Origin of the sequence: Marinobacter sp. MDS2 (assembly GCF_030718085.1) — a bacterium.
GTDB lineage: Bacteria > Pseudomonadota > Gammaproteobacteria > Pseudomonadales > Oleiphilaceae > Marinobacter.
On the sequence record NZ_JAVAJF010000001.1, the window covers coordinates 1,176,328 to 1,202,288 of the forward strand.

General features: G+C 54.5%; 27 protein-coding genes. 17 read left to right on the forward strand and 10 right to left on the reverse strand.

Annotation, left to right across the window (positions count from 1 at the left end):
- Nucleotides 1-34 precede the first annotated feature (34 nt).
- Nucleotides 35-1,474 carry a wax ester/triacylglycerol synthase family O-acyltransferase gene (locus tag Q9245_RS05665; protein WP_305896224.1) on the forward strand — a complete coding sequence of 480 codons (1,440 nt, stop codon included), beginning with the start codon at nt 35-37 and terminating at the stop codon, nt 1,472-1,474.
- Here the strand turns inward: Q9245_RS05665 and Q9245_RS05670 are convergent.
- Entirely contained in the window at nt 1,471-2,094 is a 624-nt protein-coding gene (locus tag Q9245_RS05670; RefSeq protein WP_305896225.1) for a TetR family transcriptional regulator, read from the reverse strand. The two genes, Q9245_RS05665 and Q9245_RS05670, sit on opposite strands and share 4 nt — an antisense overlap.
- Nucleotides 2,095-2,293: 199 nt before the next feature.
- Here Q9245_RS05670 and Q9245_RS05675 point away from each other — a divergent pair, with 199 nt between their 5' ends.
- Together Q9245_RS05675 and Q9245_RS05680 are read left to right on the forward strand one after the other, a co-directional pair.
- Nucleotides 2,294-3,400: a ferredoxin reductase gene (locus Q9245_RS05675; protein ID WP_305896226.1), complete on the forward strand. Its 1,107-nt coding sequence runs from the start codon at nt 2,294-2,296 to the stop codon at nt 3,398-3,400.
- 50 nt (nt 3,401-3,450) lie between these two features.
- A complete protein-coding gene (locus Q9245_RS05680) occupies nt 3,451-4,524 on the forward strand; it encodes an acyl-CoA desaturase (RefSeq protein ID WP_305896227.1) in 1,074 nt (357 codons plus the stop codon).
- Here the strand turns inward: Q9245_RS05680 and Q9245_RS05685 are convergent.
- Both Q9245_RS05685 and Q9245_RS05690 read right to left on the reverse strand, forming a co-directional pair.
- Nucleotides 4,499-6,346, reverse strand: a complete 1,848-nt coding sequence (locus Q9245_RS05685) for a 7TM diverse intracellular signaling domain-containing protein (RefSeq protein WP_305896228.1) — start codon at nt 6,344-6,346, stop codon at nt 4,499-4,501. The genes Q9245_RS05680 and Q9245_RS05685 overlap by 26 nt on opposite strands.
- 112 nt (nt 6,347-6,458) lie before the next feature.
- Nucleotides 6,459-6,899, reverse strand: a complete 441-nt coding sequence (locus Q9245_RS05690; protein ID WP_305896229.1) for an Rrf2 family transcriptional regulator — start codon at nt 6,897-6,899, stop codon at nt 6,459-6,461.
- A 168-nt stretch (nt 6,900-7,067) separates the two neighbouring features.
- Here Q9245_RS05690 and moaA point away from each other — a divergent pair, with 168 nt between their 5' ends.
- Nucleotides 7,068-8,060, forward strand: a complete 993-nt coding sequence (gene moaA, locus Q9245_RS05695; RefSeq protein ID WP_305896230.1) for a GTP 3',8-cyclase MoaA — start codon at nt 7,068-7,070, stop codon at nt 8,058-8,060.
- A gap of 8 nt (nt 8,061-8,068) precedes the next feature.
- Here moaA and Q9245_RS05700 read toward each other — a convergent pair whose 3' ends face one another.
- Entirely contained in the window at nt 8,069-9,256 is a 1,188-nt protein-coding gene (locus Q9245_RS05700) for an L-lactate dehydrogenase (protein ID WP_305896231.1), read from the reverse strand.
- Between the two features lie 265 nt (nt 9,257-9,521).
- On the opposite strand from Q9245_RS05700, the gene Q9245_RS05705 reads away from it, so the two are divergent.
- Nucleotides 9,522-9,968, forward strand: a complete 447-nt coding sequence (locus tag Q9245_RS05705) for a hypothetical protein (protein ID WP_305896232.1) — start codon at nt 9,522-9,524, stop codon at nt 9,966-9,968.
- A 55-nt stretch (nt 9,969-10,023) separates the two neighbouring features.
- Here Q9245_RS05705 and Q9245_RS05710 read toward each other — a convergent pair whose 3' ends face one another.
- The 3 genes from Q9245_RS05710 to hemN form a co-directional block, all read right to left on the reverse strand.
- A complete protein-coding gene (locus Q9245_RS05710) occupies nt 10,024-10,158 on the reverse strand; it encodes a putative transporter small subunit (protein WP_227664329.1) in 135 nt (44 codons plus the stop codon).
- A complete protein-coding gene (locus tag Q9245_RS05715) occupies nt 10,155-11,834 on the reverse strand; it encodes a sodium:solute symporter family protein (protein ID WP_247059808.1) in 1,680 nt (559 codons plus the stop codon). Before Q9245_RS05715 ends, Q9245_RS05710 begins: the two co-directional genes overlap by 4 nt.
- A gap of 517 nt (nt 11,835-12,351) precedes the next feature.
- Nucleotides 12,352-13,761: an oxygen-independent coproporphyrinogen III oxidase gene (gene hemN, locus Q9245_RS05720; RefSeq protein ID WP_305896233.1), complete on the reverse strand. Its 1,410-nt coding sequence runs from the start codon at nt 13,759-13,761 to the stop codon at nt 12,352-12,354.
- A gap of 177 nt (nt 13,762-13,938) precedes the next feature.
- On the opposite strand from hemN, the gene Q9245_RS05725 reads away from it, so the two are divergent.
- The 3 genes from Q9245_RS05725 to Q9245_RS05735 all read left to right on the forward strand — a co-directional run bounded on the left by Q9245_RS05725 (nt 13,939) and on the right by Q9245_RS05735 (nt 16,735).
- Complete coding sequence (locus Q9245_RS05725) at nt 13,939-15,471, forward strand: cryptochrome/photolyase family protein (RefSeq protein WP_305896234.1); 1,533 nt, start codon at nt 13,939-13,941, stop codon at nt 15,469-15,471.
- 63 nt (nt 15,472-15,534) lie between these two features.
- A complete protein-coding gene (gene cadR / locus Q9245_RS05730) occupies nt 15,535-15,996 on the forward strand; it encodes a Cd(II)/Pb(II)-responsive transcriptional regulator (protein WP_305896235.1) in 462 nt (153 codons plus the stop codon).
- A 79-nt stretch (nt 15,997-16,075) separates the two neighbouring features.
- Nucleotides 16,076-16,735, forward strand: a complete 660-nt coding sequence (locus Q9245_RS05735; protein WP_305896236.1) for a cation transporter — start codon at nt 16,076-16,078, stop codon at nt 16,733-16,735.
- Here Q9245_RS05735 and Q9245_RS05740 read toward each other — a convergent pair.
- On the reverse strand, nt 16,732-17,649 hold the full coding sequence (locus Q9245_RS05740; RefSeq protein WP_305896237.1) for an AEC family transporter: 918 nt from the start codon (nt 17,647-17,649) through the stop codon (nt 16,732-16,734). The two genes, Q9245_RS05735 and Q9245_RS05740, sit on opposite strands and share 4 nt — an antisense overlap.
- A 188-nt stretch (nt 17,650-17,837) precedes the next feature.
- Between Q9245_RS05740 and Q9245_RS05745 the strand changes: the two genes are divergently transcribed.
- The 7 genes from Q9245_RS05745 to Q9245_RS05775 all read left to right on the forward strand — a co-directional run bounded on the left by Q9245_RS05745 (nt 17,838) and on the right by Q9245_RS05775 (nt 23,042).
- Complete coding sequence (locus Q9245_RS05745) at nt 17,838-18,539, forward strand: Crp/Fnr family transcriptional regulator (protein WP_305896238.1); 702 nt, start codon at nt 17,838-17,840, stop codon at nt 18,537-18,539.
- An 85-nt stretch (nt 18,540-18,624) separates the two neighbouring features.
- Nucleotides 18,625-19,302, forward strand: a complete 678-nt coding sequence (locus Q9245_RS05750; RefSeq protein WP_305896239.1) for a hemolysin III family protein — start codon at nt 18,625-18,627, stop codon at nt 19,300-19,302.
- Nucleotides 19,303-19,316: 14 nt separating this feature from the next.
- On the forward strand, nt 19,317-19,778 hold the full coding sequence (locus tag Q9245_RS05755; RefSeq protein ID WP_305896240.1) for an EVE domain-containing protein: 462 nt from the start codon (nt 19,317-19,319) through the stop codon (nt 19,776-19,778).
- The gene (locus tag Q9245_RS05760) at nt 19,769-20,506 is read left to right on the forward strand and encodes a 5-oxoprolinase subunit PxpA (protein ID WP_305896241.1); all 738 of its coding nucleotides are present in this window, start codon (nt 19,769-19,771) and stop codon (nt 20,504-20,506) included. The genes Q9245_RS05755 and Q9245_RS05760 overlap by 10 nt, the downstream gene beginning before the upstream one ends.
- The gene (gene pxpB, locus Q9245_RS05765) at nt 20,506-21,198 is read left to right on the forward strand and encodes a 5-oxoprolinase subunit PxpB (protein WP_305896242.1); all 693 of its coding nucleotides are present in this window, start codon (nt 20,506-20,508) and stop codon (nt 21,196-21,198) included. The genes Q9245_RS05760 and pxpB overlap by 1 nt, the downstream gene beginning before the upstream one ends.
- Nucleotides 21,195-22,139: a biotin-dependent carboxyltransferase family protein gene (locus Q9245_RS05770; RefSeq protein WP_305896243.1), complete on the forward strand. Its 945-nt coding sequence runs from the start codon at nt 21,195-21,197 to the stop codon at nt 22,137-22,139. Before pxpB ends, Q9245_RS05770 begins: the two co-directional genes overlap by 4 nt.
- Before the next feature lie 87 nt (nt 22,140-22,226).
- Nucleotides 22,227-23,042, forward strand: coding sequence for an ion transporter (locus Q9245_RS05775; RefSeq protein WP_305896244.1), 816 nt, complete (start codon nt 22,227-22,229; stop codon nt 23,040-23,042).
- A 94-nt stretch (nt 23,043-23,136) separates the two neighbouring features.
- On the opposite strand, the gene Q9245_RS05780 is transcribed toward Q9245_RS05775, so the two are convergent.
- Nucleotides 23,137-23,514, reverse strand: coding sequence for a SirB2 family protein (locus Q9245_RS05780; RefSeq protein WP_305896245.1), 378 nt, complete (start codon nt 23,512-23,514; stop codon nt 23,137-23,139).
- A gap of 191 nt (nt 23,515-23,705) precedes the next feature.
- Between Q9245_RS05780 and fabA the strand changes: the two genes are divergently transcribed.
- A complete protein-coding gene (gene fabA, locus Q9245_RS05785; protein WP_305896246.1) occupies nt 23,706-24,215 on the forward strand; it encodes a bifunctional 3-hydroxydecanoyl-ACP dehydratase/trans-2-decenoyl-ACP isomerase in 510 nt (169 codons plus the stop codon).
- 11 nt (nt 24,216-24,226) lie between these two features.
- Nucleotides 24,227-25,438, forward strand: a complete 1,212-nt coding sequence (fabB, locus tag Q9245_RS05790; protein WP_305896247.1) for a beta-ketoacyl-ACP synthase I — start codon at nt 24,227-24,229, stop codon at nt 25,436-25,438.
- On the opposite strand, the gene Q9245_RS05795 is transcribed toward fabB, so the two are convergent.
- Entirely contained in the window at nt 25,439-25,795 is a 357-nt protein-coding gene (locus Q9245_RS05795) for an AraC family transcriptional regulator (protein WP_305897181.1), read from the reverse strand.
- Between the last annotated feature and the right edge of the window lie 166 nt (nt 25,796-25,961).

A 25,961-nucleotide genomic window follows, 5' to 3' on the forward strand; every position in this document is an offset into this window, starting at 1 on the left:
TTAAAATTTTAATTTTGACGGAGACAACAAAGGAATGGCACGCCTCAACACCTTGGACGCCTCATGGCTGGCGGTAGAATCCGAAGATACACCCATGCACGTGGGAAATCTGCAAATATTCTCATTACCGGAAGGGGCCCCTGAAACCTATTTGCGGGACATGGTTCTCCGCATGAAGGAATCTCACGATGTGGCAGCGCCATGGGGAGACAAACTGGCTTGGTCAGGCTTTCTCGGGAGAGTGATTGCACCAGCCTGGAAAAAAGACAAAGACATCGATCTCGATTATCACGTCAGGCATTCTGCACTCCCCCGCCCTGGTGGTGAGCGGGAACTCGGCATTCTGGTATCTCGCCTGCATTCCAACCCGCTGGATTTTTCCCGCCCACTTTGGGAATGCCACGTTATTGAAGGGTTAGAAAACAACCGGTTTGCACTGTACACAAAAATGCATCATTCGATGATTGATGGCATCAGCGGCGTACGTTTGATGCAGCGGGTGCTGACCACCGATCCGGACCGCCGTAATATGCCACCACCCTGGGCCGTGCAACCGAAAAAACGCAGGGCTCATAAAGGCGACAGAGAAGCCAGCGTACCCGGAGCTTTTGCACAGGCTATGGACGCTTTGAAGCTGCAGGTCGATATGGCGCCACGGTTATGGCAGGCCGGCAACCGTCTGGCTCAATCGGCTCTGCACCCGGAGGATGGTCTGACCGCTCCGTTTACCGGGCCGGTATCCATTCTGAACCACCGGGTAAAAGGCCAGCGCAGGCTCGCCACCCAGCATTACCCGGTAGACCGCTTAAAAGCATTGGCGCACGCTTCCGGCGGCTCGCTGAACGATATTGTTTTGTACCTGTGTGGAACCGCTCTGCGCCGATTCCTGCTTGAGCAGAACAGCCTGCCTGATACGCCGTTGACTGCGGGTATTCCGGTGAACATCCGCCCGGCGGACGATCAAGGCACCGGCACGCAAATCAGCTTCATGATCGCTTCGCTGGCAACCAACGAGGCCGACCCGCTGAACCGCCTGCAGCACATCAAAGAATCCAGCCGCCGCGCGAAGGAACACTTACAGAAGCTGCCCAAGAAAGCCTTGACGCAGTACACCATGCTGCTCATGTCGCCTTACATTCTGCAACTGATGTCAGGATTGGGTGGGCGCATGCGGCCGGTGTTCAACGTGACCATATCCAACGTGCCAGGGCCAGAAGAAACCTTGTACTTTGAAGGAGCAAAACTGGAAGCAACCTATCCGGTCTCGCTGATTGCGCACGGAGGTGCCCTGAACATTACCTGCCTGAGCTATGCAGGCACGCTGAATTTTGGCTATACCGGATGCCGGGACACCCTTCCAAGCATGCAGAAAATCGCCGTTTTCACCGGTGAAGCTCTGGATGAACTCGAAGCGCTGATTCTGCCTCCGAAACCCCAAAAAACTGCGGGCCGCAAAAAAAGCAGTAAGGCCTAGCCACTTTTCCAGTGGTCGGCCCCGATCAGGACAAGCTGCAAAAAACGGGTGGTGCGCTTGCGCACCTGCCCTATCTGGTAGTCGTCTTCCGGTGAAATACTGAGGATATCAGTCAAACTGAAGGCGACCGTCCGGACCACCAGATCACACGTCATATCCAGATCCGAATCGCTCAAATGTGCCAGCAGCTTGAGCCGGCGTAAGTCATTGCCCAGCTCGTTGGCAAAGTACCGCATTTCGCTTCGAATCCCTTCCTGAACCGCCCGGCTTTCTCCAGCCAATCCTTGCGCCATAAACATGAAGAAGTTGCGATTGGCCAACGCATGGGCCACAAATATAGCCACAGACTCTTCGATCAGCTTATCGGCTTGCAACACGTTCGCGCGGGCTTCCCGCATCATTCGGCGCAGCACCAACCCCAGTTCATCGACCAGCTGAAGCCCCAGGTCATCAACGCTGCGAAAGTGCCGATAGAAAGACGTGGGCACGACACCGGCCTGCCGGGTCACCTCCCGAATCCCTATGCTGGCGAAATGCCGTCCTTTACCCACCAGCGTCAATGCCGCCGTCATCAGCTTTTCCCGGGTTTCACCCGGTCGTCGCCTTTGTACATCTGCCATGGCTTTACCCGTACAACATCATCAAGCTCACAAGTGTACACACTCGACCGATAAAAAACCGTTTTCACTTGTCATTATGAGCCAGCTTTACACCAAGGCCATTGCCCAGAGCACAACCCATGTGTACAGTCGTACACATCATGTGAACAAGTGTACACATCAAGCTGAACTGATCGCTATCTACCCCTGGAGACATACAATGCTGGCAAAACTCACTCCGTCCAAAGCGGCACACTGGCTAGGCCGGCAATTGCTGAACCGAGACGATCCTGCCGCGTTTTTTGACCCGTTGACCACGGCCATCAATCCAATGTGGGTACAACAGTACACACCGGCCAGAGTAGAGCGCATCACGGCCGAAACAGCCGACACCAAAACCTTCGAGCTGAAACCCGCTCATCGCTGGGGCGGCTTTAAAGCGGGCCAACACGTGAACGTGCGCATCGACATCGACGGCGTCCGCCGCACCCGCACCTTCAGCCTTTCGAGCCCCCCCGCGCGCTGGCATCGGGAAGGACGGGTTACGCTCACCATCAAGCGTTTACCCGGCGGGCGGGTGACCAATTGGTTACACGATGAGCTGAAAACCGGCGATGTCATCGGGCTGACGGAAGCATTTGGCGACTTTTCAATACCAGAGGACAAAAAGCCGGTTCTGTTCATTGCCGGCGGTAGCGGTATTACGCCTATTCTGAGTCAACTCGAAACCATGGCACTGGAAAATTACCCGGGGCCCATCACGCTGCTCTATTACGTGCGCACTCAAAACAACGTGATCGGGAAGGAAAAGCTGGATGCTCTGCACAGTCGCTACCCCGCTTTCTCACTAAACATCATAACCACTGACGAGGGCTCTGCGCCTCGCTATCTGAATGATCAGGATCTGGACTCGATCTCCGATCTGACGGCACGAGAGATATTTCTGTGCGGGCCGAAAGGATTGATGGATTTGGCATCCGACAAACTTCGCCAACGAGGCCTTAACGACGAACAACTGCACAGCACCTTCTTTGCCCCACCCGCGCCGGCTCAATTGTCATCGTCCGCTACGGGCGGCGAAGTAACGTTCAGCACCAGCCATCTGACCGTCGATTCCAAAGGCGACGCCAACCTGTTGGAGATTGCAGAAGCCGCAGGCCTGACGCCTCAACATGGTTGCCGCATGGGCATCTGCCATCAATGCACCTGCACGAAAACCAGCGGCACGGTGGTAAACCGACTGACCGGCCAGGTATCCGGTGCGGGCTCTGAAAGCGTGCAGTTATGCATTTCTATCCCCCAGGGCCCGGTGGCTCTGGAGGTATAACCTTTTCCTGTTTTCGCACTGCGGCCAGAAGGGCTGCAAGGAGTACACATATGAATACACTAAATGATCAACAGCTGGATGAGCTTCAAAAAGACCTGGACGCGATCCGCGATGAAGTGGTGGCCGATCTGGGCGAGCGAGACGCCAATCACATCCGCGGCATGGTTCGCCTGCACCGAAAGCTGGAAGTGGCGGGCCGGGTAATGATGCCATTCGGTTTCATTCCGCCGGTGTTTCTTGCCGCTACTGCGTCGTTGGGGCTAGCCAAGATCCTCGAGAATATGGAAATCGGCCACAACGTGATGCACGGTCAATACGACTGGATGAACGACCCGAGCCTGAACTCCCAGACCTACGAGTGGGACACCGCATGCTCCAGCGAATCCTGGCGCCGAACCCACAACTTCGAGCATCACACCTACACCAACGTGATTGGCAAAGACCGGGATTACGGTTACGCGGTTCTAAGGTTGAGCGATGACGAAGCCTGGAGACCTCGCCATACCTTCCAAATTCTGAATTATGCGGTCCTGAGCATTCTGTTCCAGTGGGGTGTTGCTCTGCACGAACTAGAGGCGGAAAAATTGAGCTATGGGAAAAGTCATCTGAAAGAGAAGCGCCCCTTTCTGAGAGTCGCCGCCAAGAAAGCGGGACGCCAGGCGTTTAAAGATTATGTATTCTTTCCGGCCCTCACCCTGCCTGTTGCTCCGATTGTGGTCGCCGGCAATGCTGGAGCGAACCTGATCCGGAACCTGTGGTCGTCCACTGTGATCTTCTGCGGACACTTTACGCAGGATGCAGAAACCTTCACCGAAGAACAGGCCGAGGGTGAAAGCAAAGGCCATTGGTATCTGCGGCAGTTAACCGGATCATCTAATTTTACCGGGGGTAAATGGCTGCACATTATGAGTGGCCATCTGAGCTTCCAGATCGAACACCACGTCTTTCCGGATCTTCCCGCTCATCGCTACCCGGAAATATCCGAAAAGGTTCAAGCGGTATGCCGCAAACACGGCATTCACTACAACACTGGCAGTTTCGGGAAACAGTACAGCACCGTGCTAAAGCGCATACTTCGTTACTCACTACCCGAGCGCTTTACTCAGCGGCCAGCTGTGGCTTAACCGCGGCTGGGCCAACAGAGTGACCGCTCACATCCAGAGCGGTCACTCTGTTTCGGCCTTCGGCCTTTGAGGTGTAAAGCGCTTCGTCTGCAACAGCCACCGCTTCATCAGGCTCAACGGCAATGCCCGACCCAACCACGGCCACACCTATACTTACCGTCACCGAATGAGGCTCGCCTTCCCATTCAAACCAAAGATCCGACTCAACACCGGCGCGAACCTGATTCGCCACCTGCCTTGCCCCGGCCGCATCGGTATAAGGCAGGACAATCGCAAACTCTTCACCACCGTATCGGCAGACGATGTCGGTTTCGCGCCGAACCAGATTGGTCAGTTTATCCGCCAACTTGCGCAGGCAACTGTCACCTGCCTGGTGGCCCAGGTTGTCGTTAAAGGCCTTGAAATGATCTACATCCAACAGGATTAGCGCCAACGACCCTCTGCGCCGGCACCGAACCAGTTCTTTTCTCAGGTGCTTATCAAAGTAACGACGATTGAATACGCCCGTCAGCCCATCGGTTGAACTCAGCATTTCCAGCTGTCGATTGGCAGATTCCAATGCAGCCGTTCGCTCCGCAACGCGAGACTCAAGAGCCGTATTCATCTCACTCTGGATCCGTTGGGTTTCCTGCGTCATGTGCCGCAAACGGTCCGCCAGCGCAATCGACAACAAAATGACCTCAAACGCCGAGCCAATCTGAATGGCATATTCCGTCACGACATTGGCGGGCAACACACCAAAGGTTTTAAACAGATACAGCAACATACCCGCCAACAATGCCGTCCACGCCAACATAAAAAAGCGTGCCGGCCGGTAATTGCGGTACAAACACACGCCTCCGGCGAACATCACCAGGGTCGCCGCCAACACCGCAAAAAAACTATTGAAGCGAATAACGGGGGCGTAACTCGGGGAAATCATCGGCGCAACAGCCGCCAGAGCAAAGACCCCCATCATGGCCAGAAAAGTGCGATTCAACACCGGTGCATTGGCCTTAAGCGCCAAAAAGGATCGGGAGAACCCGAGTACAAAGAACATGCCCGAGGCAATCAACACGGCGACCGCGCGGTTATTCCACCATGGCGAATCCGGCCACAGATGCTCAAAAGACAGGCCGTTCAAACTGGATTGAAGAATGCCGTAGTTAAAAATGTATCCTGAATACCAGAGGTAATTGGTGTCGCGGATTGACAGAAAAATGAGGAAGCTGAAGATCAGCATGGCTATCAGCAAGCCATAGAACAAACCGAGAACAAACCGTTCCTGGTGATCGGCATGACTGAAACTGTCCAGGCTCCAGAGTTTGGTCCGCATTTGCACCGCACCGCTGGTTTTCACGCGGAAATACAAATCGACGCTTTCACCCCGATTCAACGTCAGGTCGAAGTTGATATTGTGGTGATCTCTGGCGCGCCGATGAAAAGGTACGGAATCGCCGGCGATCTGACGCTCAATCGGCCCTGCGGCACGGACAACAAACAGTTCCATTTCATCAATAATCGGATACAACCCCTCGATCACCCATTGATCGTTCGGGCTGGAAACATTTTCGACGCGAGTGTGAAACCAATACGTCGAGTCCGTAAAACCGAAATTGTAGGCTTTTGGCTGAATGGTTTTTGAGCCTATATCCGGCCAGCGCCGCTTGATCTGATAGATGTTCAGATTCGAGGAAGGGTCTTCATAGAAAGCGAGATGTCGGGAAATATCAATCACGTCACTGGCCCGGTCCAGCTTTACGGACAAGCCATCGGGAGCACCCGCAGCCAGTACCTGCAACGAGCTCAAAGCCAGCATGACAACCAGCAACAGACGAATCAAACGGCCCCCGGAATACGTAGAATGACTCTATGTGAGAACCAGAATAATAGCTGACTCGAGGTCAATTAAGCGTAAGGATTGGCGTTTGTTCGTTACGATGTGTATCGCACCACTACACAACCTGTAGCAAGCGAAGCAATTCCGAGCGATGCTTGCTCTGCACGACGTCTGCAAGCGTGTATTTATCGAGCACTGCAAGAAACGCCTGCAGCGCTTCTCTGAACATACCCCTCAAACCACAAACAGGCGTGATTTTGCAGGTGTTACCCCGGGAAAAACACTCGACAAGATTCAGTTCTTCTTCCGTTTCCCGAACCAAAGCACCGATATTGATACCCTGAGGCTCACGGTGCAGGCGCATGCCACCATTTTTGCCCCTCACCGTTACTATGTAACCTTTTTGATTAAGCTGATGAACCACCTTCATCAGGTGATTTTTAGATATCGCGTAGCTGTCTGCAATCTCTTGAATGGTCGACAAATGCCCCTCTTCCTGACCCGCCAAATAAATCAGTACTCTTAAAGAGTAATCGGTAAAACGGGTAATGCGCATGGATGCTCCGAACCAATCAGGTATTGCATTGTCAGTTTGTCAGACAAATTATACATTCAATTCCAACGGAGGTCTGTTAGCTTGCATAATGGAGGGTATCAACAACACACTGGTCTTTGAGATACTCAACAAGCACGTTTGTGCCCATGCACGCAGAGGATCGATGACATGCCGCAATCCGAGCTAGTAGACCGCTTCGGCCGAACCGTGAATTATGTGCGCCTGTCGGTGACAGATCGCTGTGATTTCCGATGCGTATACTGCATGGCCGAAGAGATGACGTTTCTTCCTCGGGAAAAGATCATGTCGCTTGAGGAAATCGCTCAAGTGGCTCGCAATTTCGTATCGCTCGGCACTCGGAAAATTCGCCTGACCGGTGGTGAGCCGCTGGTTCGCAAGGGCGTTGTTGATCTGGTTCGGGAAATCGGCAGTTATGGTCTGCGCGATTTTGCAATGACCACCAATGGCAGCCAGTTACCTGCCTTGGCGGAGGAGTTGCGAAAAGGCGGACTCGACCGGCTCAACATCAGCCTGGATTCGTTGGATGCGCAGAAGTTCAAGGCGATCACTCGCACCGGCAAGCTTAGCCAGGTTCTGGAGGGTATTGCAGCGGCGAAAGCGGCAGGGTTCAAGCAGATCAAACTCAACACAGTGGTCATGAAAGGCCGCAATGAAGAGGAGATCCCTGAGCTGGTTGAGTTTGCTCGCGCTGAGGGTCTAGACATAACCTTCATCGAGGAGATGCCCCTCGGAGAGATCTCTGAGCACGACCGTGGATTGGCGCTGTGCACCAGCGACGAGGTTCGGGCGATCATAAACAAGCACCACGATCTCCAGCTGACCGATGACGATTCTGGTGGGCCATCGCGTTATTACCGTATGTCCGATAGCGCGACTCGAATCGGATTTATTTCGCCTCATTCCCATAACTTCTGTTCGACCTGCAATCGGGTTCGGGTGACCGTGGAGGGGCGGCTTTTGTTGTGTCTGGGCAATGAGCATTCGATGGATTTGTTGCCGCTGTTGCGAGAGCATCCGGGGGATGATGAGCGGCTTCGGGAGGCGATAATTGCGGCGATGGATTTGAAGCCGGAGCGGCATCATTTTTCCAGTGAGGGGGAGGTGGAGATTCTTCGCTTTATGAATATGACGGGGGGATAACCCGGCAATTAACTCACCGCACCATCCCGCAATGCCCCCACCTCCTTCAGCGACATCAGGTCCGAACGACCAAGCTGCTTGATCGTCGTTTTGCCCATCAGCGACAAAGTCAGTTCCGTTTCCAGCCGTATATTATGAAGCAGGTTTTCTACAGAGAGTTGCCCGCCCGCTGCCAGAGCATAGCCCCACGCTCGCCCCATCAAACACCCATCCGCACCCAGACACAAAGCACGAACCAAATCCTGCCCTGTCTGAACACCGCCATCAACAAGAACCTGGCATTTTCCATCTACCGCTTCGGCAATTGCCGGTAACACATCCAAACTGGCCGGTGCGCCTTCCAGCTGCCGTCCGCCGTGATTGGAAACCACAATGGCATCGGCGCCCACGGCGATAGCCGAGCGCGCATCGTCGCATTCCATAATGCCTTTTATGACCAATTTCCCGGGCCAGTTTTCGCGAATCCAATCCAGATCACGCCAGGTCACGGAAGGATCAAACTGGCTTTCAACCCAGGCTTTGAAATCTTCAGGCTTCCGGCCGGATGGCACCACACTGGCCAGATTGCCAAACGTCAGCGGCTTTCCGCCAATGGCGACATTCACCAGCCAACCGGGATGGCTCAACAGATCCAACGCCTTGCGGAGTTTCGCCGGCACCGACAGGTTGCCATTCATACCGTTACGCACATCGCGATAACGCAGCCCGAGGCGCGCAAGATCGACTGTGAACACCAAGGTTTTGAAGCCGGATTGCCAGGCGCGCACCAACAAATCTGCCGAGAATTTCCGGTCTTTCAGCACGTAAAGCTGAAACCAGAGATTGGCACCTGGAGCTTCCCGTGCAACTTCTTCGACAGAACAAATGCCCACGGTGCTTAAACAAAAGGGAATGCCTGCATTAGCGCCAGCCTTTGCTGCTTGCGCCTCTCCGCGCTTGGCCAGCATGCCCGACAAGCCCATCGGTGCCATGACCAGAGGCAAGCTGGCTGCAGCACCCAGCAGCTCCGTAGTGGTATCAACCCGAGAAACATCGGTCATTACCCGCTGGCGAAAGCGCCACTGAGTGAACGCCTGTCGATTGTCCGCCAAGGTGTATTCAGAAAAAGCACCACCATCGAGATAATCAAACAGCATGCGCGGTAGCTTTCGTTTGGCCAACAAGCGATAGTCAGAAACAGATGCGGGAGCGAGCATGGCTAGCACTCTTGTTATTGGGGTTTACAGCCCCTTGTTTTTATTTGAATTAGCGTTCAAAACCTATTTTCTTGCACAAAGACCTTCAGGGCAACCGCATTATTGATCTTAGTATCCTTAGCGACAAACCCCACCCCATACCCTGCATCAAGACTGGCCCAAGCTGACTATTATCACCCTACCCGTTCTGATAGATTCCAAGACCGAAGCACCCACAACAACCTACCCCGCCACCATCATGGCTCTCATGCAAGGACTGAATTCAATGAGTCTGGCCGAAAAGCTTTGTCTCTCCGCCGCTTTTATCTTTTTTATGACGGGTTTGTTGACCGGTATCTGGAAATACTGGTGCATGGCCACCAGCCCTAAAGCCGCCGCCCCAAGATACGTGGATATCGCGCACCGTAGCTCACTGATGTACAGCTTTGCCGCCTTGCTTTTGGGATGGTTCGCCAGCTATAGCGTTTATGCAGATTGGGTGAACACGTTGGCAGCGCTTGGCGCCTTGGGCTTTTTTGCACTGGCCATCGGCACCTACATCATCCACGGCATTCTGCGAGACACCAGCAACCAGCTTCGCAAACCCCACAAGCTGGGCCAATCAAACCTGCCGGGGTGGTTGATACACGGTTTTATGATTGCGTTGATTATTGCCGAAGTGGGTGGCTCGGCCGTGCTGGGGACCGGGGCTTTAATGAGTATCTGGCAATAATCTGGGGGCCAAAAAAAGCCGGGGCTTGCCCGGCTTTACGTCAAATCACTTCTAATCAGATCAAATCTTCATCCGATTTGCGGCAGTTACGGGCATCCCGCGCTACTGCGCCACAGATAACCGCGAGCACGCCTAACGTCAGAGCCGGCCATACCAGGATATACGCGCCATAAACCAATTCATTTGTCATTTTGCACCCTCCGGGATCATATCAACAGTTTCGTCAGTGTCTGCTTCGTCGTAGCAACCGACCCGTTTTTCGATCAAATCAAAGTCAAAACGCTCTTCTTTGCTGAGCAGTGTCATTGCTGTGCAAACCACAGCGCTGGCACCGTATGCGGTGAGCGACGCCACCAATACCATGTAGTCACGCAGGAAGCCGGTCGCAAAAATCAGCATTAGTACCAAGGTGATTGCACCCGCAATCAATCCGGCCGCACGGCCGAAGAAACCGAACACCATCATGCCGATCACCACAGCGCCGCCTGCAGACGCCAGAACTTCAAACAGCAGCACGGTCAGCCCTGTCATCTCTACCAACTCGAAACGGGCAATGCAGAAGAACGCCATGGCCACCACAACCGACCAGGTGAAGGCCGCGTTGGTGACCCGGTCCCAGAAGCAGCTGACGATGACCGGGAATACAATTGCACCCCACAAGGCACCCACAAACACCAGCATCACCAGAATATCCAATGAGAAGCTGGCGAAAATCAGGCCCGCAACCGTGGCCACGATCATGGTGATCCGACCAACCATCATCATGATTTTCGGATTGGGGTTATTCTTGGCGATATTCTTGCCGTAAACATCGGCCATCATAATGGTGGACAGTGCCGACAGGTCGGAGTCCGCCGTCGAAGACAAAGAACCGATCACCAACACGAAGAACAGCGCCACGAAGAACGGCGACAGATAAGTGGACACCATCTGCGGAATCAGGTTGTTCATTTCGCCATTTAACGGCTCAACACCCACCGACAGCGCCATCAAACCGATCATGCCCAGCCCGATCACAATGGCACCGTAGCCGATCGTTGCGGTTACAAACGTCGATTTGATGTTCTTCTCACGCACCGCAAACAGGCGCTGGGAAATGGTCTGGTTACCAATGGCATAAGCCAATACGGCCACGAAGAAAGGCGCGCCCTGATTCATGATCGCGTCTACCGAGAACAAGCTGGCCTGCTCGTCGGTCATGCGGCTCAGGCCTTCTACCATCACACTTGGGCCACCCGCGGAAAACAGCACGGCCGGAATGATCACGACAGCGATGGCCATCAATGCCACCAGCTGGGCAAAGTCGGTAAACACCGAGGCACGGAATCCAGAGGTCAAGGTGTAAGACAACACGCCCACGCCTGCCACCAGCACACCGATTTCAAACGATAAGGGCGACAGCACAGACACCAGAGCACCTGCCGCTGTGAAGTTCACCATCAAACTGATAATGCTGCCCAACACGTTGGAGCCGGCCAGAATCAGCTGACTGGAGGAGCCGTGACGGGCATGAATAAGCTCGCCCAAGGTATGTCCGCTAGGGGCTAGTTCGCGAAAACGGCGACCGAACGGATAGATGAACAGAATCATCAGCGCGCCCCAGAAGCCGTAGTGAATCGGCCCCGACACGCCGTAGGTGTAACCAGACGTAGCCGCCGCGTAGAACGACGCAGCCCAGATCCAGGTGGCGGTCATACTGGCCGCACCCATTCCGAAACCGACCTGGTGGCCTGCCACCATAAAGCCGGACGTATCTTCCTTGTCTTTGCGGATGAGCAAAGTCAACAAGTAGGTACCGCCATAGAAGGCAGCAAGCAGTAACAGCACGGTTACTGTAGAAAACTGGGTAAATCCGTTCTCGTTCAAGACTCAACCTCTTTTCGAAGAAACAAAAATCCGCTGTCTGCCCGAACGTTTAATTTCGGTCGCCAAGAATCGAGCAGGGAGCTGTAGTTTCCGCTCAAGCGGGGCTGTTGCTTGGGGCAACAGGACGCGGGCAAAGGTGCCCGGTAGCTAAACGTAGCTAAGGAATACTAAGGCGAGGCAAAAGCTCAGAAAATTCTTTAGATGTCATGGTATTTTCAATCCTTTTAACCAGAAGCAAAACAAACTGACGACCGTTTCTGAATCCAGAGGTTGCTCTGTCTCTTGAAACGAACGCCTTCTATGTATTGAGTTTCAGGTTAATCACATAGAAGCCCAGACGTGAGGCCGAAAAAACCATACGCATTTTACTGCACATTGTCTAGTCTATAGAGGGCAGAATATTAGTGTACGACACAAATAGTAACTCATATTCTTTTCCAGACTGTTCAATGGCCCAATGCAAACAGGGCCACCCGAAGGCAGCCCTGTTTGTTGATTAACATCAGGTTTGTTGTGTTCAGATGATCCGGGAAAATCGCTGGCTGGCACCCTCTTTCCGGTACAGATCGAAAATCTGACAAATGGCACGAATTAACAATCTTCCTGCTGGCTGTACCTGCAAAACAGAACCGTCGTCGGCAATCAGTTCGTCCTGGATCATGGGCTTCAAGCGCGCCAGTTCATCCGCGAAGTAGCGGTCGAAGTCTTCATTCCATTGGTCAGCAAATTGTTTGCGATTCAAGCGGAATTGGCAAATCAGCTGGCCAATAACCCATCGACGAATACGATCGTCGCGGCTCAGCGCCACTCCGCGAACAATCGCCAACTGCCCGGCATCAATCGATGCTTCCCAGGAAGGCAGGTCGTGGTTGTTCTGGAAGTACGCATCATCAGTTTGACCAATGGCCGACACACCCAGTGACACCAGATCACAGTCTGCGTGGGTGGTATAGCCCTGGAAGTTCCGGTGCAGGCGCGCCTCGCGCTGGGCAACGGCCAAACTGTCATCGGGTTTGGCAAAGTGGTCCATACCAATGTACTCGTAGCCTGCTTCGAGCAACCGATTGATGGTGTTATGAAGGATCGTCAGTTTCTGCTGAGGGGTTGGCAAGGTATCTGCCAGTATCCGGGTTTGCGGATAGAAGCGATCTGGCAGGTGTGCGTAGCTAAATACCGACAGCCTGTCTGGTGACATGTCGATCACCGCCTCCAGCGTTTCGGCGAAGCTTTCCGGCGTTTGGTGCGGCAATCCGTAGATCAGGTCCAGATTGATTGAACGGAACCCAAGGCGGCGCGCTTCATTCAGCACACCCACGGTCATTTCCCGCGGCTGAATGCGGTTAACCGCTTTTTGCACTTCCGGGTTCACGTCCTGCACGCCCAGGCTGATTCGGTTGAATCCCAGTTTCCAAAGGGTTGGCAGAGTGTCTTCGTCGACTTCACGAGGGTCAATTTCAACGCTGTAGTCCCGATCGTCTCCGGACTGCAGATTGAACAGTTCGCCATAACCTTCCATCAGATGCTGCATCACATCTTTCGGCAGGAATGTCGGCGTGCCTCCGCCCCAGTGCAGCTGTTGCACTGGCCGGTTGGCACCAAACAACTTCGATTGGATAGCCGCTTCTTTCAGAACACGCTCGACATAAGGCATGGCTTTGTCGCGCTTTTTGGTGATCACTTTATTGCAGGCACAGTAGTAACAAAGGTGCGCACAAAACGGCAGGTGGGTATACAGCGAAATCGGCCCGCCCGCAGCTTTACTGCGACCGGCAGCCTTCACCATGTCTTCGATAGAGTATTCCTGCGTAAACTCCACCGCCGTTGGATAGGAGGTGTATCGCGGGCCACTGAGATCGTAACGACGAATCAGCGCCTCGTCCCAAATAAAGGCGGGCAGGTTGCTGTCTGCAGAAATCGATGAAGCCATAGTGGTCACTCTAACGTCAGGTAAAGCGGTAAACCGGAAGGCAGGGATTATGCCTTGGCGGCCCGTTGTATCTATTGATACGGATCAGTAAAGCTTATCACTGGGCGCTTTAAACCAAACTTGTGCTCATGGCGTAGTTCATCTACCCCTTAAGGATAAACTTTGCCGGAGAACGCCATGGCCAACCTCATTTTGATTCTTGGTGATCAGCTCAGCACAACCCTGTCTGCCCTTGAAGACGCTGATAAGGAAAATGATCTGATCGTGATGGCCGAGGTTCATGATGAAGCCAGCTATACCAATCATCACAAGAAAAAGCTGGTGCTTGTTTTCAGTGCCATGAGGCACTTCGCCCAAGAATTGGAACAACACGGTTGGCGGGTTCAGTATCAACCCTACCACCCGAATAACCCGGCGCAGTCTCTGCAACAAGTCATCGCCACTGCGGTGCAACAGCACCAGCCGAAGCGCCTGATTACCACCGAATGCGGTGAATGGCGTTTACATCGCCAAATCAGCCAGTGGCACAAAGCTCTGGGCATTCCCGTCGAAATTCGTCCAGACACCCGGTTTATCTGCAGCCACAAAGAGTTTGCCGAATGGGCGGACGGCAAAAAACAATTGCGCATGGAATTCTTTTATCGGGAGATGCGCAAGAAAACGGGCCTTTTAATGACGCCAGACGGGCAACCGGAGGGCGGCCAGTGGAATTACGATGCAGACAACCGCAAGAAGTGGACCGGCAAGCCTCCCGCCCTCGGCCCGTTTCGGGTCGAACCCGACGACATTACCCAAGCCGTTATCAAGCAAGTGAATGAGCACTTTTCAGACCATTTTGGCACAACCGACGATTTTCACTTTGCCGTTACCGCTGATCAGGCTCAACAGGCACTCGCGCACTTTGTTGACTTCGCCCTGCCCTGCTTCGGCGACTATCAGGACGCAATGTCGGATCAGGAAGACTGGCTGTTCCACGCCATTCTTTCGCCTTATATCAACACCGGATTGCTGGCCCCATTGGATGCCTGCGAAGCCGCCGTTCGCGCCTGGCACTCCGGCCAGGCTCCATTGAACGCCGTTGAAGGATTTGTGCGTCAGATTCTTGGCTGGCGTGAGTTTGTGCGCGGAATTTACTGGCGCTTAATGCCCGATTACGCCCGTGAAAACCGCTTGGGCAACACCCGCTCGTTGCCATGGTTTTACTGGACCGGTGACACAAAAATGCGGTGCATGCACAAGGCGATCGATGCCACCCACCGAAATGCCTATGCCCACCACATACAACGCTTGATGGTCACCGGCAACTTCGCTCTGCTGGCCGGGGTCAAACCCGAGGAAATCTGTGACTGGTATCTTGCCGTCTACGCCGATGCCTACGACTGGGTGGAGCTACCGAATGTGCTCGGCATGGTGATGCACGCGGATGGCGGATATCTGGGTTCCAAGCCCTACGCAGCCAGCGGCAAGTACATCCAGCGGATGTCAGATCACTGCCAGAACTGCCACTACCGCGTTCAGGATGCCACAAGCGAAGATGCCTGCCCGTTTAACAGCCTGTACTGGCATTTCATCGACCGCCACCGAGACGATTTCGCCAACAATCATCGCATGGGCATGATGTATCGGAACTGGGACAAACAGAAACCGGAGCGGCGCGAGGCGCTGATAAAGCGGGCTGATTGGATTCTGGAGCACATAGAGGAGATATAGCGATGGTTTACCTGACGCATAAAGTGGGTAACAGTAAGCCCATTATGGTGAACGAGGTATAACATGAAAATCGGCGCACTCTCCCAACAGGCCAACGTGCCCGTCGAAACCATTCGCTACTACGAAAAGATCGGCCTGATGCCAGCCCCGGAGCGCGGGGAAAACGGGTACCGAAGTTACGCCAAAGCACACCTTGACCGCCTGTTGTTTATCCGGCGATGTCGCAATCTGGATATGGCGCAAGACGAAATTCGCGAATTGCTTCGGCTGGCCGAAAAGCCCACCGCCGACTGTTCGGAAGTCGATGCGCTGCTCGCAAGCCACTTGTCGCATGTGCGTGCCCGCCTGAAGGAGCTGGCCAGCCTTGAACAAACTTTGGTAAGCCTTCAGCGTGCCTGCGCATCCCCCGGGGCCATCAGCGATTGCGGCATTCTTGACGGCCTGAATACCGAGTTGGAAAAACTCTCTGATGCGGAGCCCCACAATCATGTGCCCGGTACTCATGGAGCCGGTAACGGTGACTAAGCAGATCATCGTACAAAGGGCTTGACCCTGTAGCAACTACAGGGTTTTTAATGGTGACATTGATTCATTGGAGGTCACTATGGCTTGTTCCTGCTCTGCCCCTACACCCAAAACACCCGCACCCGGCTTTCGTCGCGCTTTGTGGTTTGCCTTGTGGGTGAATCTTGCCATGTTCCTGGTAGAAGGCGTTGCCAGTCTTTCGTCCGGGTCGGTGTCACTCATGGCCGACGCCATCGACTTCTTTGGCGATAGCGCCAACTACATTCTTTCGCTTACGGTTCTTTCCATGGGCATGCTGTGGCGTGGCCGTGCTGCCATGGTCAAAGGCATCACCATGGCCGTGTTTGGCTTAGTTGTCTGGGCTCGGGCACTGTGGGTACTGGAGGCAGGCACCACACCGGAACCTTTAACTATGGGCAGTGTCGGTTTTCTCGCACTGATGGCCAACGTGTGCGTGGCGGTTGTGTTGTTCAAGTTTCGGGAAGGCGATTCCGATATGCGCTCGGTGTGGTTATGCAGTCGCAACGATGCCATCAGCAACATCGCCGTTATGGGCGCGGCACTGGGCGTGTTCGGCACCGGCACCGCATGGCCGGACTTAGTCGTGGCCGCGATTATGGGCACCTTAGCCATCACCGCGGGTATCAGCGTTATGCGGCATGCCAAGAAAGACATTACCGCGGCCCGTGCTGAGACTCTGGCTCAGAACGTGAGCGCTTCGCCATCACACTCGCATTAAAATACGAGTGAAACCATCACCGGTATAAAGCCAAGCGCAAATAACGTGCTGAGCAGGGTGGTACCGGCCGCCTGCTGGGGCGATGCATCCAGCAGCGTGGCGATGACCACCGTATTGGCGGCTATCGGGGTGATGGAAATCAGAAAAATCGCCTGGTGTACGGCTTGGTCGTAGATGCCCAGAACACTGGCATCCAGCCACCAGAACGCCAAGGCCAGCACCGGCCAGGACACAAACTTCCCGAAAAACGCCAGCCCGGTAAACACCGGGTTTCCGGCCAGCCCCCTGAAACTCAGAATGCTCATTCCGATAATCATCATGCCCAATATGCTGTAGGCACCGCGCAGGTTATCAAACAGCGGCACGAACGGGTCTGGAATCCCCACCCCCGACAGGTTCAAACACACCGCCAACAGGAAAGCATACACAGACGGCAGTTTCGCAACGCGAATCAACGCATCGCGGATGCTGTATTTGCCTCGGGCCGCCAGATAAAAACCCACAGAATTTTCGAAAAGAGTGGTACCCAGCATGCACACGATGTATAGCGCCAGGCCTTGCTCACCGAACAATAACAACGCCACCGGGATGCCGAAATAGCCCGTATTACCGGTGCCCACGGTTAACGGGATCACCGGCGCACTGCCATCGGTCAGCAGCTTACGAGCCAGCGCCATGTGTGTTAACGCCAGAGCCGTACAAAAACCGAATACAAGAAACGGCAACAAAATCACTTCCGGCGACAAGGGCGCGGCCATCACGCCGGAAAACACCACAGACGGTGTCACGATGTACAGCATCATGCCCGCGATATGCTTTCCGCTGACCTCCAGATAACGACCCGCTATCCAGCCAAGCGCCACTGTTACGTATAGAGGTAGAAGTTTTATAAACAGGGCCAGCGCAGCGGTCATGGCGTCTCCGGACGGGTAATACATGAAAACGGATTAAACAGCGCAGTCTACCACCGAGCCCGAAAGAGGTAACTTCCCAATTAGCAGCTTATCTATTCAGCCAAACATCCTTAACCATTTAAATCATTTGAGATCTTTATTTTTGAGCAGGATAATCCAATTTGGGCCTACACAGAGAGAGTGAGATTATGAACAGCCGTTTCAGCCCTCCGCTCGCATCCGCTCCCTGCCTGCTGGGCGATGATGACCCTGAGATTATTCAACCGGATTCTGCACCTGCCGAAACCGCCCTGCTGAACGGACTTAGCCGTGCCTTTGGCATTTGCCTGAACGAAAAACAGAACACCAGCGAAGCACGCTTCCTCAGCGACATAGCCCGTTTGTTTCACCAGCGCCGCGTTGATGCTGAAACACCGCTGGAAAAGCACGACCACCCTTGGGCAAACGTTTATCTTATCCAATACGGGATCCTGCGTTTATTCCGCGAGTCTTCATCCGGTAAAGTCGCCGTTCATCACTTTTTCACAGAAGGCGACTTGGTTTGGCCGGTGTTTGGTCGCGCCAGAACCGTTCGTAACACCCTGTGCCTGACCAGTGTTGTCCCGGCCACACTGTGGGTGGCCGATTTTGCCGCCTTTCGCTCAGCCATTCAGCGCCATGGCGATGGCCTCTGGGCAAAATTTGCCTTGATGCTGACCGAAGAAATCGCAGAATTGACCAGCATGCGGGAATTTCGAAAGCAAACCATGCCCGCCCAGGAACGGTACGCGCTTTTGCTTGAGGAATACCCGGAACTCGTAAAGCGGGTGCCGGATAACCAGTTAGCAGCCTGGCTTGGCGTGGTGCCCGCCACCTTCTCCCGGCTAAAAGCCGCCAGCAAAAACCGCTGAGAAAACGGCGATTACTCGTGGAAAACTTGTGCGTACACCTGTACGCTGAATCGAATTATCTCTTTACAGGATTCAGGCAGCGCAGATGACACACGAAACCAACTACCCGAATGCAGCCAAAAACACCCCTCACGCCCGCATCGAAGAATGGTTAAACAGCGCTACTCACGGGCTCGGCGCAGCTCTGAGTGTGATCGGCACAATCGCGCTGATCGCCGGCGCCAGTCAGATGGGAGACATTTGGAAAATCATCAGTTTCAGCGTATTCGGCTTGTCACTGGTTCTGCTTTATATGGCCTCAGCGCTCTACCATGGCGCCCGCAGCCCACAACTAAAATCCCTCTATAAAACGCTAGATCATTGCGCCATATTCCTGTTAATTGCGGGCACCTACACCCCGTTTTTACTGGTCAACATGCGCGGAACAACCGGCTGGACATTATTCGCCGTTATCTGGTCGCTGGCCTTTGCCGGCGTTGCACTGAAAGTTATCTTCAAAAATCGCTTCAAACTGGCCCGGGTAGGCATCTATGTGGCCATGGGCTGGCTGATCACCTTCGCATCTGACGATCTGGCCGCGAGCCTGAGTGAAACAGCCCTGTACTTGACCGTTGCGGGAGGTATCGTTTATACCGCGGGTGTGGTGTTCTATCTGGCAGACCGCATCCCCTACATGCACGCGGTGTGGCACCTGTTTGTGCTTGGCGGAAGCGCCTGTCATTTTGGTGCCATCTATATTGGCGTGCTTCCTCACATTGTTTAACGGGCTCGACACTCATGGCCAAGTGGCTGGTAAAAACGGAACCCTCCGAATGCAGCATCAATGATTTTGCGAAGCAGGCGGATACAAGCATCCCCTGGGACGGCGTTCGCAACTATCAAGCTCGCAATTTCCTGCGGCAGATGGCCGAAGGCGATCAGGTATTGATCTATCACTCCAGCTGTAAAAACATCGGCATCGCGGGCGTTGTTCGGGTCACTCGAAGCGCCTACGCTGACCCGACACAATTCGATGCCGAGTCGCCCTACTACGATCCCAAAAGCACGCAAGAACAACCTCGCTGGCAAGCCGTCAATATGCAGTTCGAGGAAAAACTGCCGCAATTGATCTCGCTGGACCGACTGAAAAATACAGAAGGTCTGGAAGAGCTGCCGTTGGTTCGCAAAGGCAACCGACTGTCCGTCATGCCGGTGAGCGAGGGCGAATGGCAAATCATTCGGAGTCTGCAATGCGATTAAACTGTGATTTAGGGGAAAGCTTCGGTGCCTGGACGATGGGCATGGATGAGCAGGTCATGCCATTCATCGATCAGGCCAACATTGCCTGCGGCTTTCACGCCGGCGACCCCATCACGATGCAGCACACCGTACAGCTGGCTTTAAAACACGGCGTGGAACTGGGCGCACACCCCTCCTACCCCGATCTGCAAGGCTTCGGCCGCCGCGCGATGTCAATTAAACCCGCCGAACTTACCGCCATGGTCAGTTATCAAATCGGTGCGCTTAGCCACATTGCGGCCTCACAAGGCGGCCTCGTGCGTTACGTGAAACCCCACGGTGCAATGTATAACGACATGATGCGTGACGAGGCCATTCTTGAAAGCATTCTGCTCGCCGTTAGCCGCTCCCCGCATCAGCTCGCACTTATGGCCATGTCCACGGCCGACAACACCGGCCTGAAAACCCTCTGCGAAGAATACGATGTGCCGCTCATCCTGGAAGCCTTTGCCGACCGGGCCTATGACGAGCGTGGGTTTATCGTGCCGCGAAGCCAGGCCGGCGCCGTTTATAAAGACACCGCCACCATTGTTGAGCAAGCCCGCCATCTTGCGACCGGCACCCCGATACAAAGCATCAATGGTAGCCCGGTGCAACTCGAAGCGGACTCTTTATGCGTGCACGGTGACAATCCGGATTCTATTGCCGCCGTAGAAGCCATCCGAAAGGCCCTGAAGGATCTGCACTGATGCGATGGCGGTGTCAGGCAACCGGTATCGATACACTTACCCTGTATTTTGGCGACCGTATCGATATCGCGCTCACTGAAACGATTCACCTCGCTGGTGAAGCGTTATCCAGCAAACTCGGGTCGCGCCTTGTTGATCGGGTGCCGTCTTATACGTCGCTTCTGCTGCGTTACGACTTACTGAAAGACGACTATTCGAGCCTGCTCGCAGATGTAACCGCCATCCTGGACGACTTACCCGAGCGCCCGGCAGAACCGAATAACGCAGGCATCATCGACATCCCTGCGTACTATCACTCCAGCGTTGGCCCAGACCTGGAGGCCGTCGCTAAACGGGCCGGCTTGACCATAGACCAGGTCATTCAACGCCACAGCGAGCAGGTTTACCACGTGTTTGCGATCGGTTTTGCGCCCGGCTTCGCCTATTTGGGAGAAGTTCCTCAAGAACTCGCTACACCCCGGCTTGCCACTCCGAGGCCGAAAGTCCCTGCCGGCAGCCTTGGCATTGCCGATCAACAGACCGCTATTTATCCTCTGGAATCGCCGGGCGGCTGGAACCTGATTGGCCGCACCCCGCTGACCATGTTCGATGCCAGCAGAGAGCAGCCCTCGCTCTTGAGCGCGGGACAAAAGGTCCGGTTTCGGGCCATCACACGAGACGAATACCTCGCGCTGGGTGGGCAGCCCGAATGAGCGCCCCCACAGGCTTTTATGTGACTAGGCCGGGCTTCTTCACGCTGCTTCAGGACGCAGGCCGTCGGGGTGTCATGCACATGGGGCTTACCACTGGAGGCGCCATGGACCGGCATGCATGGGCTTGGGCGAACCACCTGTTGGGCAACAGATACCGTGCAGCGGCACTGGAAATCACCTTTGGTGGCGCCACATTCACCAGCGGCCTGGACACTCAAATCGTCGTGACCGGTGCCGAGGTACAGCTCACAGTGAATGGCGAACCAAAACCTCTGTGGACCACCATTCGAATCGAAACCGGAGATACCGTGGCGTTAAGCGCGCCTCGTGCCGGTGTCCGCTCTTATCTTGCTGTGCGAGGCGGTTTTGTGGCCGATGCCCATCTGGGGAACAGTTGTGCCACGGTCTTCCGTGAAGGCACCGGCGGCTTTCTCAGCGATGGCCAGCCGCTGAACGAAGGCGACTTTTTAGCGTGCGCAGCCGCCGCGCCTCCGGTTGCCAATCGCACCATACCCAACCAATGGATTCCGGATTACAGCACGCCGCTGACGCTGGATGTTGTGCCCTGCGCACAGATTGAGCGGTTTTCAACAGCCGCACGGGCAACCTTCTTCACTAACACCTATACCCTGAGCCCTCAATCTGATCGAATGGGAGCCCGCCTTTCGGGCCCGACGCTGGAGGTCTCAGGCCGCCAGCTTATCTCCGAAGGCACCAGTCTTGGCGCCATTCAGGTCCCGGCAGACGGCCAACCCATCATCTTGCTGCAAGACCGCCAAACCATCGGAGGCTATCCAAAACTGGGCGCCGTTACGCCTCGGAGCCTCGACGCACTGGCCCAAAGGCCGCCTGGCACCCGGCTTCGTTTCAACGAAACAACCCTGCACGACGCCCAGCAGAAAGAGCGGCAATTTCTGACGTTTTTCAGGGCGGCCCGTTAACGCTTCGTCAGATCTCCATACAAAGCTACCACCGACCGCACCAGACCATTAGAATTGCCCCGATTCTTTTTATCCGGAGCCTTAGTGATGTCTGTTGAGCTGTCTTCTTCCAACAGTTTTGAACAACTCAAGCGCATTGAGTCCAGTAAGATTTTTCAAGGCGCGGTCATTGCCATCATTATTCTTTCCGCCCTCACTATCGGCGCGAAGACCTATGACTTACCACCACTGCTGGAACAGGCAATAACAGTATTAGATAACGCCATTACCCTGTTTTTCTTAATTGAAATACTCTTCCGCTTTGCCGCCTGCCCCGCGAAACGGCGGTTTCTGATGGATGGCTGGAACCTGTTCGATACCCTAGTGGTGATTGGCAGTTTGATCCCCCTCGACAATTCCGAGGCGGTATTGCTGGGCCGGTTACTTCGGGTATTCCGGGTCTTGCGACTGGTATCGGTCGTACCCGAGCTGCGCTTCCTGATCAACTCGCTGCTTAAAGCCATTCCGCGGATGGGCTACATCGCGCTGCTGATGTTTATCATCTTCTACATCTACGCAGCCATTGGTTCCATGTTCTTCGCCAGCGTGGATGAAGAGCTCTGGGGTGATGTGGCGATATCCATGCTTACTTTATTCCGGGTCGCCACCTTCGAAGACTGGACCGACGTAATGTATGCCACCATGGCGGATTATCCCCTTAGCTGGATTTTCTACCTGACCTTTATCTTCCTCACGGCGTTCGTGTTTCTAAACATGATGATCGGCGCGATTCTGGAAGTGATGGGCGAAGAGCAAAACGCCGAGGCGGCGCAGAAGGCCCACGATGAGCGGGACCAAATCGTTCAACAGCTTCAGTCGGTTCAGCGCAAACTGGATGAGCTGAGCGAAAAACTGGAGCGCTGATGTCGCGGCACCGCGCTGGTTGGTGCCATAAAAAAGTGCCCATGCCTCGACAAAAGCATGGGCACCTTTTGCTGTTCGGGCTTCGGCCGCAGCCTTAACCCAGAAGCGGCTTAGCCATAGCCAAGTGGAAAATAGCGCCCACCTGCAACAAGGCAATAATGGCCGCAATCACACGAACCGGTGTGGAAAACTTCGGTTTGATGGCAAAGACACCCGCCACAATATAACCCACCAACAACACGATTTTGGCGATCAACCAACCCGGCATGCTTGACGCGTAACCGGCCACAAACAAAAGCGCGATGGCAGCGACCAACAGCACCGTGTCGTTAGCATGGGGAATCCAACGCAGTGGCGTTTCTCGCCAGCCTGGCCGGCCCACCACATCCAGCACCAACCTCAGCACAAACAATGTCAGAGTCAGGTACGCAGCGGTCATGTGCAGGTGCTTCAGAATCATGTACGCAGTCATCAACACTTTCCTTTTAGTCATCCATTTATCGCCGGCATTGTACGCAAAACGCGCGGTGACGGGTACGGAGATTGTCTCCGCGCCCGTCGCGTTTGAGGAAAACCGTCAATCATCCACTAAAGGTCAATAGCCGTTTTCGTATCAGGCGCTAAAGTAGGTGTATCAAATATTGAAACAGAGACACCCTCAATATGTATCCTGATCACTTTGACAAAGAAGACCTGATCCGTTGCGGTCACGGCGAATTGTTCCCCGGCGATATGCGCTTGCCCATCGACGAGATGCTGATGGTCGATCGCATCACCCACGTTGGCGCTGATGACGGCCTGTACGGTAAAGGCAGCCTGGTCGCTGAGCTGGACATCAATCCGGACCTCTGGTTTTTCAAAGTTCATTTCCAGGGCGACCCGGTCATGCCGGGCTGTCTGGGGCTGGATGCCATGTGGCAGCTGGTTGGCTTTTATCTGGCCTGGGGCGGCGGCGAAGGCAAAGGTCGCGCACTGGGTGCCGGTGAAGTGAAATTCTTTGGTCAGGTGCTGCCGAGTAACAAAAAGGTCACCTATTATCTGGATATTAAGCGCCTGATTCGCCGCAAATTGACCATGGCGATTGCAGATGCCCGAATGGAAGTGGATGGTCGTGAAATATACACCGCCAAAGATCTGCGGGTTGGCCTGTTCACCTCCACTGAAGACTTTTAGGAGTTAGCAAGATGCGTCGTGTTGTTATCACTGGCATGGGGATTGTCTCCAGCCTTGGAACCAATCAAAAAGAAGTCGCCGAATCTCTGCGTGAGTCCCGCTCTGGCATTGCGCTCAGCGAAGAGGCCCGCGACAACGGTTTACGCAGCCACATTTCCGGCAAGATTGATTTAAACCTGTCCGAGCTGATTGATCGCAAAATCTTGCGTTTCATGTGCCCGGCCGCCGGTTACAGTTATCTGGCCACCAAAGAAGCCATTGAACAGGCAGGCCTGACCGACGAGCAAATTCGTGCGAACACCACAGGTGCCGTGTTTGGTACCGGCGGCGCATCAACGGTTGAGTTGCTAGATGCCATCGACACCCATCGCGACAAAGGTATTCGCCGGGTTGGCCCCTACCGAGTTCCGCGCACCATGGGCAGCGCCATCAACGCTTCCATCACGACCGCGTTCGGCATTACAGGCATCAATTACGGCATTACTTCTGCCTGTGCGACCAGCGCCCACTGCATCGGCCACGCCGCTGATCAGATTGCACTGGGTCGCCAGGACGTCATGCTCGCCGGTGGCGGTGAAGATATCCACTGGACGCTCAGCCTGATGTTTGACGCCATGGGCGCACTCTCTACCAAGTACAACGACACCCCTGAGCAAGCCTCACGCACCTACGATGCAGACCGCGACGGCTTCGTCATTTCTGGTGGTGGCGGCGCTGTGGTATTGGAAGCATTGGAACACGCAGAGGCACGGGGCGCGACCATCCTGGCGGAGCTGGTAGGCTTTGGCGCAACATCGGACGGCGCCGACATGGTTGCACCAAGTGGCGAAGGCGCTATTCGCTGCATGCAGCAGGCGATGGCCAACGTTGATGGTGAAATCAATTACATCAACACTCACGGCACCAGTACCCCTGCGGGTGATATCACCGAGCTTCAGGCTCTCAGGAAAACCTTTGGCGATAACATTCCGCCCCTGAGCTCAACCAAACCACTGTGTGGCCACGCACTGGGTGCGGCGGGTGTGCATGAAGCCATTTACTCGTTGATCATGCAACGAGAAGGCTTTATTGCACCATCGGCCAACATCCAGAATCTGGACGAAGGTGCGGAAGGTTTCCCGATTGTCCGGGAACGCATGGACAACCAGAATCTGGACTTGGTAATGAGTAACAGCTTCGGTTTTGGCGGCACCAACGCCACCCTGATTTTCAAGAAAGTCTGATCAGGACATCCGAAGCGATCGGTATTCAGCCGGCGGCGTTCCCATCCAGCGCTTGAACGCCCGGCTGAATGCGCTCAGCTCTGAAAAACCAAGCTGTTCGGCAATTTCAACCAGCGGCTTGGACTTATCTTTCATATAAGCAATCGCCTGCTCTCGGCGGACCTGCTCCAACAACGCCGCAAACGTCACCCCTTCCTGACGCAACTTTTTGTGTAACGTGTAACGGCTCATGTTCAATTGACCCGCAACGGCTTCAACTCCAACCTTGCCGCGAGCCAGTTGAATTTTAATCAATGAGCTGACATGCCCACCCAAAGACTTTACCGAAGCTTCAGGCGACGAATTGACCGATCCCATATTGCTCCCTCGCTTAGTCATTTCCCTACCTTCATCAAATTCCAGACTCCAGCGTACACCTGTTAGCTGAAAATAAACAATGCGACCTTTTAGCAAGAACGATGAGAGAAGCCACTTCAGGTCACCTCAAGCATAGACCAACATCGCCCCCTCAACTCGGGCCGGA

Excerpts from the sequence above, each read along its gene's own strand:
- Q9245_RS05665 (WP_305896224.1), top strand. The coding sequence starts at position 35 with ATGGCACGCCTCAACACCTTGGACGCCTCATGGCTGGCGGTAGAATCC.
- Q9245_RS05670 (WP_305896225.1), bottom strand. The coding sequence starts at position 2,094 with ATGGCAGATGTACAAAGGCGACGACCGGGTGAAACCCGGGAAAAGCTG.
- Q9245_RS05675 (WP_305896226.1), top strand. The coding sequence starts at position 2,294 with ATGCTGGCAAAACTCACTCCGTCCAAAGCGGCACACTGGCTAGGCCGG.
- Q9245_RS05680 (WP_305896227.1), top strand. The coding sequence starts at position 3,451 with ATGAATACACTAAATGATCAACAGCTGGATGAGCTTCAAAAAGACCTG.
- Q9245_RS05690 (WP_305896229.1), bottom strand. The coding sequence starts at position 6,899 with ATGCGCATTACCCGTTTTACCGATTACTCTTTAAGAGTACTGATTTAT.
- moaA (WP_305896230.1), top strand. The coding sequence starts at position 7,068 with ATGCCGCAATCCGAGCTAGTAGACCGCTTCGGCCGAACCGTGAATTAT.
- Q9245_RS05700 (WP_305896231.1), bottom strand. The coding sequence starts at position 9,256 with ATGCTCGCTCCCGCATCTGTTTCTGACTATCGCTTGTTGGCCAAACGA.
- Q9245_RS05705 (WP_305896232.1), top strand. The coding sequence starts at position 9,522 with ATGAGTCTGGCCGAAAAGCTTTGTCTCTCCGCCGCTTTTATCTTTTTT.
- Q9245_RS05710 (WP_227664329.1), bottom strand. The coding sequence starts at position 10,158 with ATGACAAATGAATTGGTTTATGGCGCGTATATCCTGGTATGGCCGGCT.
- hemN (WP_305896233.1), bottom strand. The coding sequence starts at position 13,761 with ATGGCTTCATCGATTTCTGCAGACAGCAACCTGCCCGCCTTTATTTGG.
- Q9245_RS05725 (WP_305896234.1), top strand. The coding sequence starts at position 13,939 with ATGGCCAACCTCATTTTGATTCTTGGTGATCAGCTCAGCACAACCCTG.
- cadR (WP_305896235.1), top strand. The coding sequence starts at position 15,535 with ATGAAAATCGGCGCACTCTCCCAACAGGCCAACGTGCCCGTCGAAACC.
- Q9245_RS05735 (WP_305896236.1), top strand. The coding sequence starts at position 16,076 with ATGGCTTGTTCCTGCTCTGCCCCTACACCCAAAACACCCGCACCCGGC.
- Q9245_RS05740 (WP_305896237.1), bottom strand. The coding sequence starts at position 17,649 with ATGACCGCTGCGCTGGCCCTGTTTATAAAACTTCTACCTCTATACGTA.
- Q9245_RS05745 (WP_305896238.1), top strand. The coding sequence starts at position 17,838 with ATGAACAGCCGTTTCAGCCCTCCGCTCGCATCCGCTCCCTGCCTGCTG.
- Q9245_RS05750 (WP_305896239.1), top strand. The coding sequence starts at position 18,625 with ATGACACACGAAACCAACTACCCGAATGCAGCCAAAAACACCCCTCAC.
- Q9245_RS05755 (WP_305896240.1), top strand. The coding sequence starts at position 19,317 with ATGGCCAAGTGGCTGGTAAAAACGGAACCCTCCGAATGCAGCATCAAT.
- Q9245_RS05760 (WP_305896241.1), top strand. The coding sequence starts at position 19,769 with ATGCGATTAAACTGTGATTTAGGGGAAAGCTTCGGTGCCTGGACGATG.
- pxpB (WP_305896242.1), top strand. The coding sequence starts at position 20,506 with ATGCGATGGCGGTGTCAGGCAACCGGTATCGATACACTTACCCTGTAT.
- Q9245_RS05770 (WP_305896243.1), top strand. The coding sequence starts at position 21,195 with ATGAGCGCCCCCACAGGCTTTTATGTGACTAGGCCGGGCTTCTTCACG.
- Q9245_RS05775 (WP_305896244.1), top strand. The coding sequence starts at position 22,227 with ATGTCTGTTGAGCTGTCTTCTTCCAACAGTTTTGAACAACTCAAGCGC.
- Q9245_RS05780 (WP_305896245.1), bottom strand. The coding sequence starts at position 23,514 with ATGACTGCGTACATGATTCTGAAGCACCTGCACATGACCGCTGCGTAC.
- fabA (WP_305896246.1), top strand. The coding sequence starts at position 23,706 with ATGTATCCTGATCACTTTGACAAAGAAGACCTGATCCGTTGCGGTCAC.
- fabB (WP_305896247.1), top strand. The coding sequence starts at position 24,227 with ATGCGTCGTGTTGTTATCACTGGCATGGGGATTGTCTCCAGCCTTGGA.
- Q9245_RS05795 (WP_305897181.1), bottom strand. The coding sequence starts at position 25,795 with ATGGGATCGGTCAATTCGTCGCCTGAAGCTTCGGTAAAGTCTTTGGGT.